Genomic DNA, 21,426 nt, shown 5'->3' on the forward strand with positions numbered 1-21,426 from the left:
TTGGAACTATTATTTTGATTATTCTTTTTTACTACCAGTACCATTTGAGTACCAGTGTAGCTATTTTGATTCCTTTATAGCTTGTAATCAAGGCATTTTAGAAAATTTTGCTACTATTCCCACTCGATCGTAGCTGGTGGTTTACTGGTAATATCATAAACAATACGATTGATATGAGTAACTTCATTAACAATTCTTACAGATACAGCGTCTAATACATCATAAGGAATACGTGCCCAATCTGCGGTCATGAAATCCGTAGTCGTAACACCACGCAAAGCTAAAGTATAGTCATAAGTACGAAAATCCCCCATAACACCAACGGTTCGATTAGCCGTCAATACAGCAAAATATTGATTAATATCTCGTTCTAACCCAGCTTTATGGATTTCTTCTCTAAAAATAGCATCAGCATCACGAAGAATTGCCAATTTTTCTTCCGTTATTTCTCCCATCACACGAATAGCCAATCCGGGACCGGGGAAAGGTTGTCGCCAAACAAGATAATCCGGTAATCCCAATTCACTTCCTAATTCTCGTACTTCATCTTTAAAGAGGTTTCGTAAGGGTTCAATAAGGCCTTTAAAGTCAATTACTGCAGGTAGTCCCCCCACATTATGATGACTCTTGATGACAGCTGCATCGCCTGTACCTGATTCGATTACGTCTGGATAAATTGTTCCTTGTGCCAAATAATCAACCGAACCAATTTTCCGTCCTTCTTCTTCAAATACGCGAATAAATTCTTCTCCAATAATTTTTCGTTTTTCTTCTGGTTCTACCACATGTGCCAATTTTTGCAAAAAACGCTGAGATGCATCAATCCGAATAAAATTCATGCCGGAATGTTGAAAAGCCTGTTCTACTTCATCTCCTTCGTTTTTGCGCATCAATCCATGATCTACAAAAATACAGGTTAATTGTTTGCCTACCGCTTGAGAAATCAATGCTGCCGCAACAGAACTATCCACTCCTCCTGATAAGGCCAAGACTACTTTTCCTGCCCCAACAATACGGCGAATATCTTCAATAGCTGTTTTTGCATAATTAGCCATTGTCCATTGTCCCTTACACCGACATATTTCAAATAAGAAATTATGCAACATTTCCTTTCCATGTTCCGAATGCAACACTTCTGGATGGTATTGCATCGCATACAATTGTTTTTCCTTATTTTCCATTGCAGCAATAGGACAATTCAAAGATGACGCAACCATTTCAAATCCATCAGGAAGTTCAGCTACATAATCCTGATGACTCATCCATACAGTTTGTGTTTCCGTTAAACCATGAAACAAAGAACTTGTCGTTTGAACATGAATTTCCGTTTTACCAAATTCTCGTGTATTCGCTTGTTTTACATTTCCACCTAGTGTGTGGGCCATAAATTGCATGCCATAACAAAGGCCTAAAATAGGAATTCCTAATGAAAATATTTCTTTTTCTATTTTTGGTGCTTTATCTTCATATACACTTGCTGGTCCACCCGTAAAAATAATTCCCTGTGGTTTCATTTCTTTAATTTTATCTAACGCCTTATAATAAGGGAATACTTCACAATATACATGATTTTCTCGTACACGCCGAGCAATCAATTGATTATATTGTCCTCCAAAATCAACAACTATAACAAGCTCTTTTTGATTCATGGTTCCTCCTTTATATCTAATCATACCGTTATTTTTGCATAGTACAAAACAATACCATTATTATATCATACATGTATTTATTGTATAGTCATAAAGTAAAAACGAAGAGCACCATGAGCAGTGCACAAAAAAAACAAGAAAGAAATGCATTGTGCTTCATTCTTTCTTGTCTTTTAATGCGTTCTATATTATATTTCTTTTAAAATATGAATAATCTCATTCATCGTCTTTTTGCCAAAATAAACTGCGTTATCATTAATAACCATGCACGGTACACTCATGATACGATATTTATCTTTTAATTCAGGAAAATGTTGTAAGTCAAACATTTCCGCTTTAATATTATCAGCAACCGCCGCTAATCGTTGCGTTTCTTGTACTACTGCTGGGCACATCGTGCAAGATAAGGATACAAGGATCTTAATATCAAATTGTTTATCCGTTTTCTTTAATTCTTCTAACCCCCGCTTGGTTTCTTCATCCAATGCTTGACCTGGTCCAGCAACGTTATACATCGCTAATATGAATGAATTAAACTCATGTCCACTAGGAACTCCGTGAAACGCAATACCAGTTAAAGTACCATCCTCTTTTGCTAACGAAATGTAAGGTACTTCCGATGCAGCTAATGTTTCTTCTTGTACTTTTATATGTGCACTTAATACAGCCAATTCCTGTACCGCTTCTTTTACTTCTTTCGTTAAAGGATGATCATTGACATGTAATTTCAGTATAACTGTATGGTCAAATTTTTCTAAAATAGGTTTTAATTGATCACGAATTTCATCTGTTAAGAAGGATCCAGCTGCCTCATTGCGAATTGTCGTTTCTTCTGTTGACTTTGGTGCCACGGGATGTACAGGCGTCTGCGGAAATTTAGGCAAATTTAATTTTTTGTGCATGATACCACAATATTTCAATGAAGATGTTGCTGCAATTGCACCATCAGCCGTTGCAGTTACAACTTGACGTAATGTTTTTACGCACAAATCACCAGCTGCATACACACCATCTACACTTGTTTTTTGTTCTAAATCAGTAATAACATATCCCTTTGGATCTAATTTAACCGATTCACCAAATAAAACAGCATTAGGCTGATGCCCGGCAAACACAAAAATGCCAAACGTATCACCCTGAGGTGCATCATAACGCCATGTTGTTCCTTCTTTTCTATTTTTAAACTCAGCATAACGTAAAATGCCATCGTCACCCCCAGCCTGTACTATTTCCGATGTGTAATGTACAGAAATCATAGGGTATTCTTTTAACTCTTCTACTAATGCTGGGTCACAATCAAATTTAGGTTTTTTTACCAAAATTGTAATAGACTTAGCATATTTAGTCAAAAAGATACTTTCGTCTATTGCTGCTGCACCTGAGCCGACAACAAAAATATCTTTTCCTGTAAAAAATTCGCCATCACAAGTAGCACAATATGCAACGCCACGCCCACGAAATTCTTTTTCACCTTTAAATCCAACGCTTTGTGGGTTGGCACCTGTAGCTAAAATAACAGCTAAAGACTGATAGTCTCCTTGTTTCGTATGTACTACTTTAATATCGCCCTCTAATTCTAAGCCTGTAACTTCTGTTTCTAGCCACTGTGCTCCAAATGATAATGCTTGAGCATGCATTAATTCCGTTACTTCTTTACCCGTTGTATTCGGTACGCCAGGATAGTTGACCAAAGCACCAGCTTCCGTAATTTGTCCGCCGATTTCGCCTTTTTCAATGACTAACACTTTTCCTCGTGCACGTGCTGCGTAAATAGCAGCAGTTAAACCAGCTGGGCCACCACCAATAATAACGAGGTCATACATTTGATCTGTATTCATGACAATCGCTCCATTTCTTAGAGCTTACCAACTAAATCAAAGCTAGGTTTCAATGTATTTTCACCTGGTTTCCATTTCGCTGGGCACACTTGATCGCCGTGTTCTGCTACAAATTGAGATGCTTCTACTTTACGCAATAATTCTTCTGCGTTACGCCCCACACTACCAGCATTTACTTCGTAAGCAACAATTTTTCCTTCAGGATTAACAATAAATGATCCCCGTTCTGCCATTCCTTCACTTTCAATATATACTTCAAAATCTTTAGCTAATACTGCACGAGGATCACCCAACATTGGATACGTTACCTTGCCAACTGCTGTCGATGTTTCATGCCATGCTTTATGTACAAAATGGCTATCGCAAGATACACTAAATACTTCACAATTAATAGCTTGGAACTTACTATATAACCCTGCTAAATCTTCTAATTCAGTTGGGCATACAAAAGTAAAATCTGCTGGATAAAAAACAAAAACAGACCATTTTCCTAATATATCTTTTTTAGAAATTTCTTTAAATTCTCCATTTTGATATGCTTGTACTTTAAAATCTGCAACTTCTTTATTAATTAATGACATAATACGTACCTCCTTTATATTAAATGTCAAAAACTATATCATCTCTGACACGTTTATGATAACAGTGTATTTTCTATTTGTCAATAATGATTATTCATTTCATTATTTTATTTAGTAATAAAAGAGCACTATAATGTCTTTTATACATTATAGTGCTCTTTTATCTTTTTATTCTTCGCCAAACTCTTTATATAACTCATCCAAAATATGATAACGTGTCACAATACCAATGACGCGTTTATCTTTAACAATAGGTATAACTTTTAAATGTTCTGCCACCATAACACCAGCTAATTGTTCTACATCAGCATCAGGTGAGGCGATAATAACATCCTTCGTCATCATATCACCCGCAGTACAAGCCATTAATTTTTTAAATCCTCTATTATACTTGCTAATTCCGCTATAATAAATGCTAGCACCTAATAAGTTAACATAATGAGGTACATGAGGCTTTATTTTTTTATACAACAAATCTGCATCCGTAACAATACCTACCAACACTTGGTCCTCATCTACAATAGGAATGGCCGAAACTTTACTTTTTACAAAATAATGAACTAAATCAAATACAGTTGTGTCTATACTAGCCGAAATAAACACTTTTTCCATAATGTCTGCTGCTGTTCGTTTTTGCATGATAACCACCTCTTTGTCTATCTAAAAAATATATCTCTATTAATAACATTATACCAAACTATATAAAAATCCTTTTTATTTTTTACCAATGATACGGTTCGTGCCGCTGTATTTTGTGAGCTCGATATAATTGTTCTACTAAAAGTAGTCGAATCATTTGATGGGTAAGTGTTATTCGACCAAAAGAAATACACCTATCTGCACGTTGTCTCACTTTATCAGATAAGCCAAAAGGTCCCCCAATAATAAAGGTAAAATCACTATTTCCACCTACAGTAAGCTCCCCTAATTGCAATGCTAATTGTTCAGAAGATATCAGCTCTCCTTGTACATCCAGTGCATACACATAGGAATTATCTTTAATAGCTCGAACCATTTTTTCGCCTTCTTTATCTAATATCCTAACTCGTTCAGCCAAAGAAGGGCGATCCGGCATTTTTTCTTCTGAAAACGAAGTCATTGTCACATGAACATATGGTTTTAGGCGCTTTAAAAATTCATCTATACCTAGCGTAATATATTTTTCTTTAATCTTCCCAATCGTTATAATATGATACTTCATAATTACTCCTGTATTGGCATTTCAGCTAATTGAACTAGCATAGATAAGTATGTTCCTTCACGATATACAGTAATTTTAACACGTTCACCAATATGATGTTTTTGTAAAATTCGCTGTACTTGACTCATCTTGTCTACACGCTGATCATCTATAGCAGTCATAATATCACCCACTTGAATATCCCTAGAATGTGCGATCGTACGATATACTAATATCCCTTTTATTGGCAATTGTAGCCCACCACGCGTAGCCATTTCATAATCAACACCAATAAAACCTAAATAAGGTCGTTGTACTCTACCATTTTTAATTAAAGCTTGAATAATCGGACGTGCCCCATTTATAGGAATCGCAAACCCCAGTCCTTCAATACCTTCTTTAGCAATTTTAGCACTATTAATACCAATAACTTTTCCTGTTACATCTACTAATGCCCCTCCAGAATTACCCGGATTAATCGCTGCATCAGTTTGAATTAATTGAAATGTTTCGCCTAACGTGCCAACTGTACGATGAACAGAACTAATCACCCCCGTTGTAACTGTTCCTTGAAATTCTAGTCCCAAGGGATTACCAATAGCAATTGCCGTTTCTCCAACCTGCAAAGCATCACTATCACCCAAAGTAGCCACGGGTAAGTGTTTCGCCTTAATTTTTACCACTGCCAAATCAGTCAATGTATCTTTCCCCACAACTCTCCCCTCATAGGTTTTACCATCAGACAATGATACCATTACTTTACGTGCCCTACCTACTACATGTGCATTCGTAACAATATATCCATCTTGAGAAAAAATAATCCCCGAACCAACCCCTTCTCGAATCGATACTGCCCCATCAAAAGGATCTTGATTATATACTCTAGTAGTAATCCCTACAACAGCCGGTTCAACTTGCTTTACTGCTTGTACAATAGGCGTCTGTTTACTATGTTGTATAGATTGTTCAGCTGTCGCTACGATGCTATTTCTATTTATTGACCCAGCAGTGCTATAATCATAAATCTCACGCCAATAAAAACCTCCAATACTGCCTATGAAAATAAATAGAATACCTAAACATGCCAATATAGTGCGTTTATATTTTATCATATACATCTCCTCTATCCTTCTTTACCACTGCTGCTTTCATACCAACAGCACCATGTTGACTGGCCAATCGTAATACAATATCTTGCCCCATTACTTTGCCCCCTTGTGATAAGACCTTACGAATGGTTTGTATTGCTAATGTAGGTGTATTATTGTGTTCACTTCTATGTGCTAAAATAACTTTCATTAAGCCCTGTGCCGGTATCCCCCTCAAAAAGCGTCCAGCTGTTCCATTGGATAAATGCCCTTGTTGCCCTAATATCCGTTGACGCAAATGATATGGATATGGTCCACTTCTCACCATTTGTTCATCATGATTCGCTTCCAAAATTAAAATATCGGAATACGCTGCATTGTCTTGAACAACTGGCGTTAACATGCCTAAATCCGTTGCTAACGTAATTTTTGTATGGCCAAAATACACAGAATACCCAACCGGTCGTATTGCATCATGTGAAATAGAAAAAGGAACTACCTTAATATCTTTTACCCCTGTTGTTTTCATCAGCGGCATAAATCGATTACGGTGTGTTGTAATAGCTGAATCTAATACACTCCATGTTTCTGCCGTAGTATAAATGGGCATCTTGGATCTTTTAAGCAAAGTGGCTAATCCTTTTACATGATCAGCGTGTTCATGTGTTAAAAATACTGCATCAATATCATCCACCGTATATCCATAGCGTTTCAACCCCTGAATAATCCTACGTGTGCTAATCCCTACATCAATTAAAACTTTCGTTTTACCACACCGAATAAACGCACAATTTCCCTGGCTTCCACTAGCTAACATACCCACAAAGCAATCCTTTGTTTGTGCTTCACCCAATATTTCTAAACCGGTATCCTGCGTTTTTATAGCAGGTACTTTTTGTTCTTCCCGTTTTGCACGTATACACTGGGCTAATTGCTGCAACGCTAATTCACTATCCTCCATAAAAGCCTCCTTGCTCCGTCCCCTACTAAAACTAATGTATAGATATTTCTATTTTACTGAATCATCCTACATTAGTTTTGTCTGCTCTCACATTTTTACATTATATCATATACAAGAAAAAAAAATCATGACCTTCTATGGTCATGATTTTTTCTCCTCTGCTTGTTGCTGCTGTAAATAGTAAAATAACTCTTGTTCCGTCATATTTTCAAACGGATTCGTTTCATCCCATCCTTTATATAATCCTGCAGCTTCTGCCTCAGCCACCGCAGCCCGAACTAACTGTTTCCCTTCAATCGTAGATAAACATATTGCCCCAACATCAATCAGTTGTTTTGCTAACTCATAATCATCCACCTTGCCGCCAACTTTTACGGCTAATTTGCCTTCACTCGCTTTACTTAACAACAAAACATCATCTACTTGTGGAACAGTCTGTGAAAATTGAGTAGACGTACGCACGGCTGAAATTCCCGCATTAGCAGCCATACGACATACTCGTGCAGTTTCATATGCATTCAGCAATCCCGTTTCTACAACAGCACATACAGGATGACCTGCGGCATTTTTTACCACCCGCCGCATATCTTCCGTAACATAATCCCATTCGCCACACTTCGCACGACCAACTGCAATTACCATTTCAATGCTATCAGCACCATGAGAGATAGCATATGCACATTCTTCTGCTTTAGCCGTCAATGCCATTGCACCTAACGGATAGCCTACTGTAGCGATAAGTTCTATCGGCTGAGATGTGATTAAACTTTTTGCATAAGATGTATACATAGAATTTACAATAATTCCTCGATAATGAAAGCGAATTGCTTCTTCACACAATTTTTTAATATCACCTGGCATCGTTTCTGCTGCAACCTGCATACTTTCAATATATGCCATAATATTCATATTATCACCTCAAGACAATCAACCATTAGTGTTGTTAGTATATCATACAGAAGATAAAAAGTCACGATTACATAAAAATACCGTCTTTGCAATGCAAAGACGGTATTCATGGTGGGCCTAGGTGGACTTGAACCACCGACCTCACGCTTATCAGGCGTGCGCTCTAACCAGCTGAGCTATAGGCCCATGACTAATGACTTATTTAGTATAACATATATAATTTTGTTGTCAAGTATAGATGGCAACTAATAAAATAAATTTTATATCAAATAAAAATAAAGCGAGCAAGAATTATCCCCTGCCCGCTTTACATTTATAAGAGTTCTTATTCTACTGGAACTTCGTCATTAATGCTAATAACTTTTCCTGGATTCATAATGTTCTTCGGATCCAATGCTTTCTTAACAGCTTTCATCAAGCGCAATTCCAAAGGATTGCCGTATTTTTCAAGCAAAGCTTGACGTTTATAGCCAATCCCGTGTTCGCCAGAAAGACGTCCACCGTATTCAACAACAATTGCATAGATTTCGCCTTGAATCTTAGGCAACATTTCGTTCCATTCTTCTTGTGACTTGTCATCTTTCAAGATATCAATATGAACGTTCCCATCGCCGCAGTGACCAGCACAATGCATTGCTACGTTATATTTTTCAGCCAACCGTGAAATACGTTGTACTGCTTCTGGAATCATTGTTAAAGGTACAACAATATCTTCCATCGAGAATACTAAGCTACGAGCACGGTCTGCTTCCAAATACGCTTTACGAGATTTCCAAATGATAGCGGGGTTTGCCACCAATACATCCAATGCCTTATTTTTACGAGCCAGTTCATCAATAATTTCACATTGTTCATCCAACGTATCTTCACTATCTCCAGAAATCTGAATAATAATATAGTTACCATTGTCGGAATGTTGTAATTTTTCATTCAAGAATATTTCTACCTGTTTAATAGATGCATTATCCATAAATTCTACACAAGTAGGTGTAATACCTGCATTCATAACAATCGGAGTTAATGCAATAGCATCGTCTAAGTTATCAAATACAGCTAATAAGTCCATTTGATATTTTGGCAAAGTTACTAAGCGAACGATTACTTTCGTAACAATACCTAACGTACCTTCTGAACCAATATATAAATGCATCAACATATAGCCAGTTGCATTTTTACGGAATTTACCGCCTAACATAACAACTTCACCAGTCGGAGTAACAACTTCGAGACCCATAACCTGTTCACGTGTTACACCATATTTTACAGCACGGTTACCGCCAGCATTAGTAGCTACGTTACCGCCGATAAAGCAAGAATCCCCACTGCAGGGGTCGCCTGCGTAGAAGAGACCGATTTTTTTAACTTCTTCTTGTAATACAGATGTTGTAACACCTGGTTCGCAAACGCATACCATGTTTTGGGTGTCAATTTCCAAAATTTTATTCATACGTTCAATCGAAATAATAACACCGCCATAAATAGCAACTGCGCCTGCTGCTAAACCCGTACCAGCAGCACGTGGAACCATGATAATGTCATTGTCATAGCATAATTTTACAACCTTAGAAACTTCTTCCGTTGTAGCAGGAAGAACTACTACTTGTGCTTCTTTCATGTAATGTGGATCTGTTACTTCGTCATGAGAATACGGCTCCAATTTTTCTTTATCCGTATATACATACTTTTCGCCAACAATTTGTTTAAGTTGTTCAATAATTTCAGGTGATACTGTGCCTTTTGCCATAGTGAATCCCTCCAATAATAAATTTTGTTGATACATATGACTAGCTTATATCGATACATAACACTATATATTAGTTCAGACAGCGTGAGATGATTATATACGATAATACGTATTATGGATCATCTTCCCCTTGCCTTCGCGTTTTATTATACCTTATTAAATAGAACATGTAAATTACATTATGACATTTCATTCATATGTTATTTGTATTAAAAAATTCACTTCTATGACATTTAGTTATGCCGCTTTATTGTTTTACAAAATATTCGTAACCCTAAATAAAATATTTCAATATATTTCGTTTTTCAATAAAAAATAAAATATACTGTTTTTTATTTTTTCCCTTTTAATTTAAAAATGGCCAATCAATTATAGTATACTATAGCGTTTTATTCTTTTCTGACGCCACAATAACCGCTTCCATCGCCGCAGAACGAAAACCATTTGTTTCCAATGACTTAACAGCTGCAATTGTCGTACCACCAGGAGAGCAAACCTGATCTTTTAATACGCCTGGATGCATTCCTGTTTCAAGTACCATTTTAGCCGCACCAAATACCGTCTGTGCGGCAAAAGTATATGCTAAATTCCTCGACATACCTTCATGCACAGCCCCATCAGCTAAGGCTTCAATAAACATATACACATAAGCTGGACCACTACCGCTAACACCACATACAGCATCTATTAATTCTTCTTTTACAATTTCGGCCTTACCAAAACTTCTAAAAATAGCTAAAGCATTGTCTTGTTCTTCTGCCGTAATATACTGATTAATAGCTAATGCCGCCATCCCTTCACCTACCATCGCCGGCGTATTAGGCATGACACGAATAATCTTTGTTTTTTCCTCAAATCCTTTCATTAATTGAGCCAATGTAACCCCTGCAGCAATAGAAATAATAACCGTATCAACCAAGACAGCTTTCCGTAACGCTGTCATAACATGCGGTATTATCGGTGGTTTTACTGCCATAATTAAGGCTTGTACATGCGAGGCTAATTGAGCTGGTGTATTTACTGCTTGAATTCCCAATTGGTCTGCTAATAACTGCGTATGATCAGTATGTATATCATATACAAATATATTTTCTGGAGCTATTGCTTTCGACTGTACCAACCCTTTGATAATCGCTTTTCCCATATTACCCGCACCACATATGCCTATTGTTTTAAACATAATACATCATCCTTTCTGTCTATATAAATTTATCATATTTTTACCTAAAGAAAAACCTACCGATATTATATATCGATAGGTTCTTCTCCTTATGCGTTCCCTACCGCCATAGCTGCATCTTTTATTTTTCTCGCTAACCCCATCAATTTTTTCTTCGACACAGAACAGACAGCAACACGTATTCCTTTTTTTAGAGGTACCAAAAATATATGTTCCTTTTCTAAGACATCACAAACAGCTTGTGCATTTGACATTGGTAAGGTGATAAAAAATCCTGCAACATACGGCACATAAGAAAGCCCACAAGCATCCGCTTCCGTAATAAATATATGTGCCCGTTCACGAATTAATTCTAAATATACCTGCCGTTGTGCTTCTAATGCCTTTAATTTTTTAGGATCTCGACAAATCGCACTCATTACCTTCATCGCGGCAGAATTTGAATTAGACCAAGTAGCCCGACTACTATATTGATTAATAGCCACAAATTCATCAGCAATGTCTTTATTCGGAGTAACGCAAATCATCGCCCCAATCCGTTGTCCATACAGGGTAAAACCTTTACTACATGTATACGCAACAACTACGAGTAATCGTTCGGGTAGACGACTAAATTTAGTAAAAAATTTACGACATTCATCTTTCTCACCGCTATAATCTAAATATGCTACATCTGGAACTAAAATAATGTTTTTAGTATAAGGGGGGCGAGTCATCTCACCTAAAAAGGCCAGTACCTTATCCCAATCTTCAGCGGTAAGAGAAAACCCAGTTGGATTATTAGCCGGTGAATTCATAATAATAACAATATTTTCCTGCTTTTCACTAACTACTTGTACCTGCTTTTGAAAGTCTTCAAAATAAAATAATCCTTGCTCATCAATCAACTCAAAACAACGTAATGAGCGATTATTGTCCCGACACATAGAATCATAAGCGCCCCAATGCCAATCACTTGCGATAATTTCATCGCCCCATTGCGAATAATTGTGAATAACGTGATGTAATGCCCCTGAACCACCCGAAGTTGCACAAGCACGAATATATCCCTCCGGCTTAGCATTACCAAAGCATTGAGTTATAACATCTTCCAAGTATTCAGAATACCCTTGAATAGGTGCATATGCCACAATCTCGCGTGGTGTAAGTGCTTTATACGCCTGTTGCACTACATCTAACATAACTAATTGCCCCTGCTCATCTAAAATAGCACCTACCGTACCATTAATGACCCGATCTACCCCAATCTCATCTGCCAACGCAGTAGCACGGTTATTCGCTCCAAAAATCCTATCCTCCGCATATTTTCCCCGTGCATGTGCTGCCGCTATACTTTTGACCACGTCAATCACACTCCTTTAATTTATAAATAATCAATTTATCCTTATCAGTAATACTATTTTTGTCTAAATTATTTTCATTTATATCCTGATATGTTTATTATTACTATACTATTAAAATTTTTCTTGCTTGTCAAAAAATTTTCCTACAAAAATAATTTTATTCTTGCTTGTCTATTTATAAATATATTTCATATTAATAATAATTCAAATTCATCATGCAGTTGATTATAATAAGAATATACTATTAATTTTAATGAAACATAAAGGAGTTTTATATGAAAAAATTAATCTACCTCTTATTCTGTATCATTTTTTCTTGTTTATTCATCCTTACAGGCTGTCGCCCTACCCCTTCATCACCTACAACCACATACAAAATCGGTGTACTTCGTGTACATGATAGTCTTCCCTTATATGTGGCTGAACACGAAAATCTATTTAAAGAAATGGGTGTTCCTATTCAAATCGTTGAATTTAACAGTGCACTTGATCAGCGTAAAGCTATGGAATCCGGTGCCCTTGATGGCATGATGACCGATATGATTGTAACTAGTCTCTTAAAAAAAGGTGGTACTGACGTTCGTATCATTGCTACGGCACTAGGTGCAACCCCTAAAGAAGGCCGTTTTCTAATTGTAAGTTCTCCCAATAGCACCATACAAACACCGACTGATCTATACAAAGGAAATGTAGCAATTGCTCATAATACTATGATGGAATATTTACTCAATCAATACGAAGAAGAGTTGCATCTTGATTCAACAAAAATCAAAACCATTCAATTGCCCAATCTTTCACTGCGTGTTGATGCCGTACTTGCAGGAAAAGATGTAAAAGCTGCTATTTTACCAGATCCATTAGCATCATATGCCGTTCAAAAAGGGGCTCATATTGTCATTGACGATACAAAATTAAAGGGAAATTACTCTCAATCCGTTATCATTATGAAAAAAAATATTCTAACCCAACATGCCAATGAAATATCCCGTTTTCTTTCGGCATATCATCTAGCCATTACACACATCAATGAAAATCCAACAGCCTATCGCACCTTAGCCTTACAAAAAGCGGGGATTCCTAAAGATATAAGCAATACATATAATCCTCCTTCCTTTACGCCTCATGCCTTGCCATCTCCACAGGAGGTCCAGCAAGTAATGCGTTGGATGGTAGCAAAGAAATTATTGCCAACACCTTATACATATGAAGAAATGGTAAAGGTATCCTAATATGAATGCTCTCCTTTCACTACAAAATATACGTTGGCAATATCCTAATTGTACTACGCCTATTTTCAACCATTTCAATTTGACGGTACAACCACAAGAGCATCTAAGTATTATGGGTGCGTCTGGCTGTGGAAAAACAACCTTACTACGATTAATGTGTGGATTATATATACCCCAAACAGGAACTATTTATTTTAAAGATAAACCTCTTCTACACCCTCATCCGGATATAAGTATCGTATTCCAGCAATATGGATTATTACCATGGAAAACTGTACGAGAAAACATTTTACTTCCCCTCCAATTAAAGGGGCAAGGAAATGTCCCTTTAGATTCCATACCCTTATACCATGCTCTTGGCCTAGCCGATTTAAGTGCATTCTATCCACATGAATTATCTGGTGGCCAACAACAGCGTGTCGCTATCGTACGTAGTTTAATAAGTACGCCTACCTTATTATTACTAGACGAACCTTTTAGTGCATTAGATGAAACGACAGCTTGCATCTGTCGGCAAGAAATAAAGCACTATATATCCACTACACAAGCTACACTCATACTCGTTACACATGATCATAACGATGCCACTTTATTCGGCAAAAAAATAATTGATTTAACTTCCAAAGGAGCATATTAAAATGCCTTATTATTCAGATTTACAACATCCTGCCTTTCACAAACGATGTAAATCTCTTATCCCCTATATCGTAACTCTATGTATACTACTCACCCTATGGCACATCAGTAGCCTTTATTTAAACACCCCCCTTTTACCAACTCCCTACAACGTGGGTATACAGGTGTTACAGCTTTGGTCTTCTCCTTTATTACAACCTCATATCTTTGCTAGTATGTACCGCTTATTATTAGGTATTGCTATCGCTTTTATATTTTCTATTCCCCTTGGCATGTGGAGCGGTTTCAGTCATCGCGGGAACCAACTACTTTCGCCATTTCTATACCTCTTTTATTCTATACCCAAAGTCATATTTCTACCTCTAATCATGCTGGCTTTAGGTATCGGCAATGCCACAAAAATTTTTCTGATTTCTTTTACTTTATTTTTTCACTTAACTGTTATCATTCGTGATGCGGTTCGTTCTATCGACCCTTTTCAAATAGATATTTTACGTTCTTTCGGTGCTACTCCACTGCAACTCGTTCGCCATCTATTATGGCCCGCTTCACTATCCCCCATTTTAACTTCATTACGAACAGGTTTAGGCATTGCATTAGCCTTATTATTCATTACCGAAACGTTTGCCTCCGATAAAGGTCTCGGTTATTTTATTATGAATGCCATGGAAATTCACAATTATGAAGAAATGTATGCTGCTATTATTACCTTAGGGCTCATTGGCTTATCTTTATATATCACACTAGACCAACTAGAAATATATCTTTGTCCATGGAAACATCAACAAAAAAATAACCCATAAGACAACCCTCACACATCATATGTGAGGGTTGTCTTATGGCTATATAGATTTTTTTATTTAGCTTGTTTTAAGGATAACACAGGATCAAAATATGAAAGTTTCGTATAATCCACATTGCCGCCATCCGTAATAGCTAAATCAGGAATTGCCGTAATCGGTAAAAATGACAAATAAAACATTGGATCTGGTAACGTACTACCCAAACGTTTCGTCATCTGATCCAATTCACGTTCTTTTTGTGCTAAATCTTCCGGTTCCAAATCAGATACAATGCCAGCTATAGGTAATGGCAAGAAAGAAAGTACTTCTCCATCTACGACTATCACTTGACCACCGCCTGCTTGTATTAGCGTGTTTGCTGCTAATGCCATGTCTTCATGATTCATCCCCGCCACAACTAAATTATTATCATCAGGTGAAGCCGTAGTAGCAATAGCACCACAAGTTAACTCCCATCCCGAAATAAATCCTTTAGAAATATTACCATTTTTTCCATACCGTTCCATTACCGATACATACGCTACATCTTTTTGTGCATCTACCTGTATCACGCCATCCTTAACCACCAATTCTACATCACGCCGTTTCCGCATAAAAGGACCTACGCTATGTATTGCTTCAATAGTAGCTATACCATTAGCAATATCTACATGATAAGCAAAGTCGTCAGCTTGTACAGGTGCATGAGAAACAGTATTCACCAAAGTAGTAGTGCGCTTCGGTGGTATATACTCAATCTGCGAAACTCCTTTTTCAACAACAATACGACCTTTGCTAAGTACTGTTTCTACATGAAATGTTCCTGGCTCATCTACCAAAATAATATCCGCTTCTTTTCCTGGTGCAATCGTGCCTACACGGTCATCAATATGATATGCTTGTGCCGCATTAATCGTTGCCATTTGTACCGCCGTCATTGGTGCTACGCCAGCTTGTATAGCCAACCGTACCAAATGGTCCATATGCCCATATTCTAATATTCCTCGTGCGTGCACATCATCAGAACAAAAACTCGTATGTCGTGCCACTCCAGCAGCACCCTCGGTAATAGCACGAATATTTTCTTTTAAAAATTTAGTAACTGCCGATTCTCGAATAATTGTGTGTATGCCTTTACGTGCTTTTTCCAATAACTCTTCATGATCATAACTTTCATGATCCACACGTACACCACTCATCAAATATTGATTAAGATCTTTTCCTCGGGCCAACGGACTGCATCCAAAGATAGGTTTATGCTGTTTCATAGCAGCCACCAATGCGGCAAGGGTATCTTCATCTCTAGTTTGCACTGCTTCACGCACTAATTCCCAAACACCAAAACAACGCGGATCTTTTTGATATTTTTCATGATCCTTTGCCGTCACGGAATAAGCAACTGTCGAAGTTGGAATTGTATACGGCGTCTTATAAGGAAGACCCCAAAACACTTTTAATGGTGATGCATCAATTTCCTGAAAAATTTCTTGCAATCCATCTAAACCTAAAACCGATATATATTCATCTAATCCACTTACAATACTCGTTGTACCATGTGGTAAAACAGCTTGTGCAAAACGAGTCATACTCATTTTACTGCATTCTACATGGATATGGCAATCAATAAGTCCTGGTACAATATATTTTCCCTTACAATCAATACACCGCGTATGTTCGCCCATATACTCGCTTATATCTGGTTCAACGGCAACAATCTTTTCTTTATATATAGCAATATCTGCTAAATAATACTCACCCGTATGAACATTCATGAGTGTTCCGCCGAGAAGAGCCACATCTGCTTTTATTTCAGCTGCACCTGCGGCAATATACTCAGCTAGCAATTCTGTTGTTATCATGAGTAACTCCTTATGCCTTCAATAATGTCAATGTATATAACAATAATAAAAATAATATGAATAATAGCCAAACTAACCAATTTAACTCTTTCTTTCGTCCAACCGCAAGCATTAACAGCGGATAAAACAAAAAGCCAAAAGCAATACCGTAAGAAATATTAAATGTCAACGGCATACCAACAATAATCATAAAACAAGGGAAGGCTACTTCAAATTGTTCCCAATGAATTTCACGTAAAGAAGATGCCATCAATACGCCAACAATAATTAAAGCTGGTGCCGTAACTTGTGCCGTAACCACCGCTAATAATGGAGAAAAAACCATGCTAAAAGCAAATAAGATAGCCACTACTACCGCCGTCAAACCCGTACGTGCACCCATAGCAATCCCTGCGGATGATTCCACATAAGCCGAAGTAGGAGTCGTACCTAAAATAGCACCGCCTAACATAGAAAAGGAATCTGCCATCAAGGCCTTGCCAATTCTAGGCATTTTTCCCTCATGAATAAATCCAGCTTGTTGTGCTAATCCTATTAACGTACCCGCCGTATCAAAAAAGGCCACCAAGAAAAATACAACTACAACCGCCCACATACGAAAATCTCCTAAAATGGCAGGAATATATTTAATACTTACACCCAACGTAGGAGTTAGACTGGGGGCCATCGAAATAATACGATCCGGTGGTGCAATAATACCTGTGATAAGTCCTGCCGCCGCAGTTAAAACAATACCATAAAACAATGATCCTGGAATTTTTTTAGCCATCATAACAGCCGTAACAAATACCCCAAAAATAGTCAACCACGTAGTCGGAACCGAAAAAGAACCAATCGCCACCAATGCATCTGGATCAGATACAACTAGTCCGCCACCCGAAAGACCTACAAAAGAAATAAAAATACCAATACCTGCTGCCATCGCATATTTCAAATCTTGAGGAATCGCATCAATGATAATTTCCCGTAATTTAAATACCGATACCAACGTAAATAAAACAGAGGCAACAAACACGCCTGCCATCGCATCTTGCCAAGGAATCCCCATTGCTAACACAACGGAATACGAAAAAAATGCATTATCACCTAAACCAGGAGCAATGCCGATAGGATAATTCGCTAAAATCCCCATCAATAAACAACCAGCAATTGCCGATATAGCTGTTGCCGTAAATACAGCACCCTTATCCATCCCCGCTGCGCCTAAAATACTAGGATTAACAAATAAAATATAGGCCATTGAGACAAAAACAGTTAGGCCGGCTAGGCACTCACGTTTAACCGTAGTATGGTTCTCCGATAAATGGAACCACCGTTCTAACACACCTTGATTAGATTGTTGATTCATATTTATCACCTCGTATTATTTATTATATGCTTTAACATAAGCATCAATTTCTTCCATATAAATCGCCTTTTGCTTTTCGCTAATCCAAGCAACCGCAAAGGAATTTTTAGCTAATTGAACTACTTGTTCCTGTGTCAAATTATATTGTGTCGCTAAAGCATAATAATTATCACTAATATATCCTCCAAAATAAGCAGGATCATCAGAATGTGGAGAAACCTTGACGCCGTGTTCCAATAAGGTAAGCACTTCTTTTCCCTTCATGTCGGGGCGGACAAATGTATTTGACAGCGGACAAGTTGTAAAACCAATATGATGTTTCGCTGCATATTCCACTAAATCCATATCTTCTACTATATTTGTGCCATGATCTATCCGCGATACCCCAATCACTTCTATTAATTCACGAATATGCGATATCGAATCTTTTTGATCAATATCGGCATGAGCCGTCAAATATAACCCTTGCTGCTCTGCCTCAACAAATTGAGGATAAAATTTAAGAGGCGGATTATTATGTTCATCCGAATCCAAGCCAATGCCAATTATTCGATCTCTATACGGCAAAGATGCCTGCCATGTTTCATACGCTGATAAGCGCGACCAATCTCGTAAAAAACACATAATCAACTGTGCATCAACATGTTTTGCTCGTCCATCTATGATCGCTTGATATAATCCATTAATAACTGTAGAAAAACTGACACCACGACTCATATGTGCTTGCGGATCAAAGAAAATTTCCGCATGCCGCACCGAATTTTCCACTGCTTTATCAATATAAGCCATCGCTAATTCATAAAAATCCTCTTCTGTGCGTAATACTTGCATCGCTGGATAATATACCGCTAAGAAAGAAGCCAAATCATCATATTGATAAGAAGCACGAACTTCTTCAATCGTATTTTGCCCTATATCAACACCGTTTTTCTGTGCCAATCGCAATTTCAATTCAGGCTCTAACGTTCCTTCTATGTGCAAATGCAATTCCGCTTTAGGTAATCCCTGTACAAATGCTTTAGTAATAATATTTGTCATATAACGCCTCCTATAGACCTATCATCTAAAAAAAACAAAGCCGTTCTACGCTACCAGCGTACAACAGCTTTCCCTTTTTCAAGGATTTCCAGCGCCACTGGAATCCCACTATTCAATTACTAAATTATTATACGCAACGAAAAAAAAACTGTCAAGAATCATTTCGCATTAAATAAGGGTAACCGTTCTAAATAAATAATATCTTCTCGATTCACAGCTTCCCCTTCTGCTAAAATGGCTGCTTGACCAACTACCTTTGCACCAGCTTTATTCATTAATTCACATAACGCCCTCATCGAACCTCCACTACTAATTACATCATCGACTAATAAAATGCGCTTTCCCTTAATCGTCTGAACATCACTATTCGATAAATATAATTTTTGTTTACCTTTCGTAGTAATGGAATTGTCTTCAACACTAATCGGATTATCCATATACGCCTTAATAGACTTACGAGCCACAAAATACCGTTTATGACCTAACTGTTTTGCCATTTCTGCCGCTAATGGAATACCTTTTGTTTCCGCAGTCAAAATATAATCTATATCTTTAGGTACTTTTTGTACCAATGCGTTTGCTGTCTTGTCAACTAATTCTACATCTCCTAAAATAACAAAACTAGCAATTGCCATCGTATCAGATATGTTTAATATCTGTAATTTTCGTGTAAGTCCTGCTACTTTCAATTCGTACCATCTTGGCTCCATCATTTAGTCACTCCATATTCTATTTACGCTTATAATAAACGCAGAAAAATCTATTTTTATTATACTATAATGTATGAATAATATCTATATACTTCATTCATATCTTTAAGAATAAAAAATTTAGATTCTATTTATAGAAAAAAATTTTCCCCAAATACATAATAACAATAAAGCCTTGATACCCTTTATTTCAAGTATCAAGGCTTTATATCCAAAAAGTATTAATAAGCCCAATGGAATAAATCCGCAAAATCAGTAGCTTGTACGGGAATCGGATTTCCAGGCAAACAACTATCTTGTAATGCATGTTCTATCATTTGTGGTATTTCCTTCAAATACCCTTCTAAGGTAATACAATTGGATATAGCACTAATCCCTGGAACAACCCCCGTTTTTTCTCTTAATTGGCAAATAGTAGAACATAACACTTGCACGGCATCGATCGTTTTCATCGTACGCGGTGCCAATCCTAGTTGATATACTATCTCAGCATATTTTTCAGCTGTACCACCATGTTTACTATTAAATTGAATACCTATGGGCAAGGCGATAGCACAAGCCATCCCATGAGGAATATGAAAAACGCTTCCTAATTGATGTGCCATACTATGTACAACGCCTAATCCCGCCATATTAAATGCAATTCCCGCCATATTAGACGCTTCTGCCATTTTTTCACGAGCTAACATATTATTGCCATCCTGATAAGATGTAATAAAATACTTCATAACCAAATCAATTACCTTATAAGCTAGTCCTTCTGTAAAAGAAGTACTAGCCTTTGCTACATATGCTTCTAATGCATGTGTTAAAACATCAAAACCCGTATTTGCCGTAATACTTGGTGGTACTGAAAGCGTTAGATGTGGATCTAAAATAGCGATATCTGCATACATCGAATTTTCAATAATAGCAATTTTTCGCTGTTCCTCCGAGTCAGAAATAACCGCAAAAGAAGTCATTTCAGATCCCGTACCACTTGTCGTAGGAATAGCAATAAACGAAGGTTTTTGACCTATTATCTTACTATGTAAAGCAAAATATATGGCTCCTTTTACAGTATCTATTGATGAACCACCGCCAAAGCCAATAATAATCGTGGGCTGTAATCGAAGTATTTCCACTAAAACCTTTGCAACAATAGACAGGGATGGATCTGGTTGCACTCCAGAAAAAATCACTACTTTATTTGACTGTTCAAGTTGATGGAGCACAAAATCAACCATCCCATTCTTTTTAAGAAAATCATCGCAAACAATTAAAATTCGTTCCTGACGATATACTTGCAATGACATTAACGAATCGCTTCCCGAAATTACCTTTGTTAAAATTTGGCACGTAACCACAACAC

19 protein-coding genes and 1 tRNA gene are annotated in these 21,426 nt (G+C 37.2%); 3 read left to right on the forward strand and 17 right to left on the reverse strand.

The window, feature by feature from the left end:
• Nucleotides 1-113: 113 nt before the first annotated feature.
• From guaA to HMPREF3182_RS06890, 12 genes are all read right to left on the reverse strand, one after another.
• Nucleotides 114-1,649 carry a glutamine-hydrolyzing GMP synthase gene (gene guaA / locus HMPREF3182_RS06835; RefSeq protein WP_062486485.1) on the reverse strand — a complete coding sequence of 512 codons (1,536 nt, stop codon included), beginning with the start codon at nt 1,647-1,649 and terminating at the stop codon, nt 114-116.
• A gap of 188 nt (nt 1,650-1,837) precedes the next feature.
• Nucleotides 1,838-3,487, reverse strand: coding sequence for an FAD-dependent oxidoreductase (locus HMPREF3182_RS06840; RefSeq protein ID WP_062486488.1), 1,650 nt, complete (start codon nt 3,485-3,487; stop codon nt 1,838-1,840).
• 17 nt (nt 3,488-3,504) lie between these two features.
• Nucleotides 3,505-4,068, reverse strand: coding sequence for an alkyl hydroperoxide reductase subunit C (ahpC, locus tag HMPREF3182_RS06845; RefSeq protein ID WP_007393276.1), 564 nt, complete (start codon nt 4,066-4,068; stop codon nt 3,505-3,507).
• A gap of 168 nt (nt 4,069-4,236) precedes the next feature.
• The gene (locus HMPREF3182_RS06850) at nt 4,237-4,707 is read right to left on the reverse strand and encodes a CBS domain-containing protein (protein WP_007393288.1); all 471 of its coding nucleotides are present in this window, start codon (nt 4,705-4,707) and stop codon (nt 4,237-4,239) included.
• A gap of 82 nt (nt 4,708-4,789) precedes the next feature.
• On the reverse strand, nt 4,790-5,269 hold the full coding sequence (gene rlmH, locus HMPREF3182_RS06855; RefSeq protein ID WP_007393290.1) for a 23S rRNA (pseudouridine(1915)-N(3))-methyltransferase RlmH: 480 nt from the start codon (nt 5,267-5,269) through the stop codon (nt 4,790-4,792).
• A 2-nt stretch (nt 5,270-5,271) separates the two neighbouring features.
• Complete coding sequence (locus HMPREF3182_RS06860; RefSeq protein ID WP_007393289.1) at nt 5,272-6,360, reverse strand: S1C family serine protease; 1,089 nt, start codon at nt 6,358-6,360, stop codon at nt 5,272-5,274.
• The gene (locus tag HMPREF3182_RS06865) at nt 6,347-7,297 is read right to left on the reverse strand and encodes an MBL fold metallo-hydrolase (protein ID WP_062486492.1); all 951 of its coding nucleotides are present in this window, start codon (nt 7,295-7,297) and stop codon (nt 6,347-6,349) included. Before HMPREF3182_RS06865 ends, HMPREF3182_RS06860 begins: the two co-directional genes overlap by 14 nt.
• A gap of 141 nt (nt 7,298-7,438) precedes the next feature.
• Nucleotides 7,439-8,206 carry a deoxyribose-phosphate aldolase gene (deoC, locus tag HMPREF3182_RS06870; protein ID WP_007393285.1) on the reverse strand — a complete coding sequence of 256 codons (768 nt, stop codon included), beginning with the start codon at nt 8,204-8,206 and terminating at the stop codon, nt 7,439-7,441.
• 109 nt (nt 8,207-8,315) lie between these two features.
• Nucleotides 8,316-8,392: transfer RNA gene (locus tag HMPREF3182_RS06875), tRNA-Ile, on the reverse strand.
• A 139-nt stretch (nt 8,393-8,531) separates the two neighbouring features.
• Nucleotides 8,532-9,950, reverse strand: a complete 1,419-nt coding sequence (locus tag HMPREF3182_RS06880; protein WP_007393266.1) for an FAD-binding oxidoreductase — start codon at nt 9,948-9,950, stop codon at nt 8,532-8,534.
• 379 nt (nt 9,951-10,329) lie between these two features.
• A complete protein-coding gene (gene proC / locus HMPREF3182_RS06885; protein WP_007393281.1) occupies nt 10,330-11,130 on the reverse strand; it encodes a pyrroline-5-carboxylate reductase in 801 nt (266 codons plus the stop codon).
• Between the two features lie 89 nt (nt 11,131-11,219).
• On the reverse strand, nt 11,220-12,473 hold the full coding sequence (locus HMPREF3182_RS06890) for an aminotransferase class I/II-fold pyridoxal phosphate-dependent enzyme (RefSeq protein WP_062486495.1): 1,254 nt from the start codon (nt 12,471-12,473) through the stop codon (nt 11,220-11,222).
• A 275-nt stretch (nt 12,474-12,748) separates the two neighbouring features.
• Here HMPREF3182_RS06890 and HMPREF3182_RS06895 point away from each other — a divergent pair, with 275 nt between their 5' ends.
• From HMPREF3182_RS06895 to HMPREF3182_RS06905, 3 genes are all read left to right on the forward strand, one after another.
• A complete protein-coding gene (locus HMPREF3182_RS06895) occupies nt 12,749-13,702 on the forward strand; it encodes an ABC transporter substrate-binding protein (RefSeq protein WP_062486498.1) in 954 nt (317 codons plus the stop codon).
• A gap of 1 nt (nt 13,703) precedes the next feature.
• A complete protein-coding gene (locus tag HMPREF3182_RS06900; protein WP_062486501.1) occupies nt 13,704-14,339 on the forward strand; it encodes an ABC transporter ATP-binding protein in 636 nt (211 codons plus the stop codon).
• 163 nt (nt 14,340-14,502) lie between these two features.
• Entirely contained in the window at nt 14,503-15,141 is a 639-nt protein-coding gene (locus tag HMPREF3182_RS06905; protein ID WP_235808667.1) for an ABC transporter permease, read from the forward strand.
• A 53-nt stretch (nt 15,142-15,194) separates the two neighbouring features.
• Here the strand turns inward: HMPREF3182_RS06905 and HMPREF3182_RS06910 are convergent, their stop codons facing one another.
• The 5 genes from HMPREF3182_RS06910 to HMPREF3182_RS06930 form a co-directional block, all read right to left on the reverse strand.
• Nucleotides 15,195-16,979 (reverse strand): adenine deaminase C-terminal domain-containing protein, encoded by a 1,785-nt coding sequence (locus tag HMPREF3182_RS06910; RefSeq protein ID WP_062486504.1) that lies wholly within the window; start codon nt 16,977-16,979, stop codon nt 15,195-15,197.
• 10 nt (nt 16,980-16,989) lie between these two features.
• Nucleotides 16,990-18,327 (reverse strand): NCS2 family permease, encoded by a 1,338-nt coding sequence (locus tag HMPREF3182_RS06915; RefSeq protein WP_007393273.1) that lies wholly within the window; start codon nt 18,325-18,327, stop codon nt 16,990-16,992.
• Nucleotides 18,328-18,342: 15 nt separating this feature from the next.
• Nucleotides 18,343-19,365, reverse strand: coding sequence for an adenosine deaminase (add, locus tag HMPREF3182_RS06920; protein WP_062486509.1), 1,023 nt, complete (start codon nt 19,363-19,365; stop codon nt 18,343-18,345).
• A gap of 158 nt (nt 19,366-19,523) precedes the next feature.
• A complete protein-coding gene (locus HMPREF3182_RS06925; protein ID WP_062486650.1) occupies nt 19,524-20,075 on the reverse strand; it encodes a phosphoribosyltransferase family protein in 552 nt (183 codons plus the stop codon).
• Between the two features lie 221 nt (nt 20,076-20,296).
• A complete protein-coding gene (locus HMPREF3182_RS06930) occupies nt 20,297-21,421 on the reverse strand; it encodes a 1-propanol dehydrogenase PduQ (protein ID WP_062486512.1) in 1,125 nt (374 codons plus the stop codon).
• Nucleotides 21,422-21,426: the final 5 nt, after the last annotated feature.

It is taken from the genome of Megasphaera hutchinsoni, from assembly GCF_001553405.1.
GTDB classification, from domain to species: Bacteria; Bacillota; Negativicutes; order Veillonellales; family Megasphaeraceae; genus Megasphaera; species Megasphaera hutchinsoni.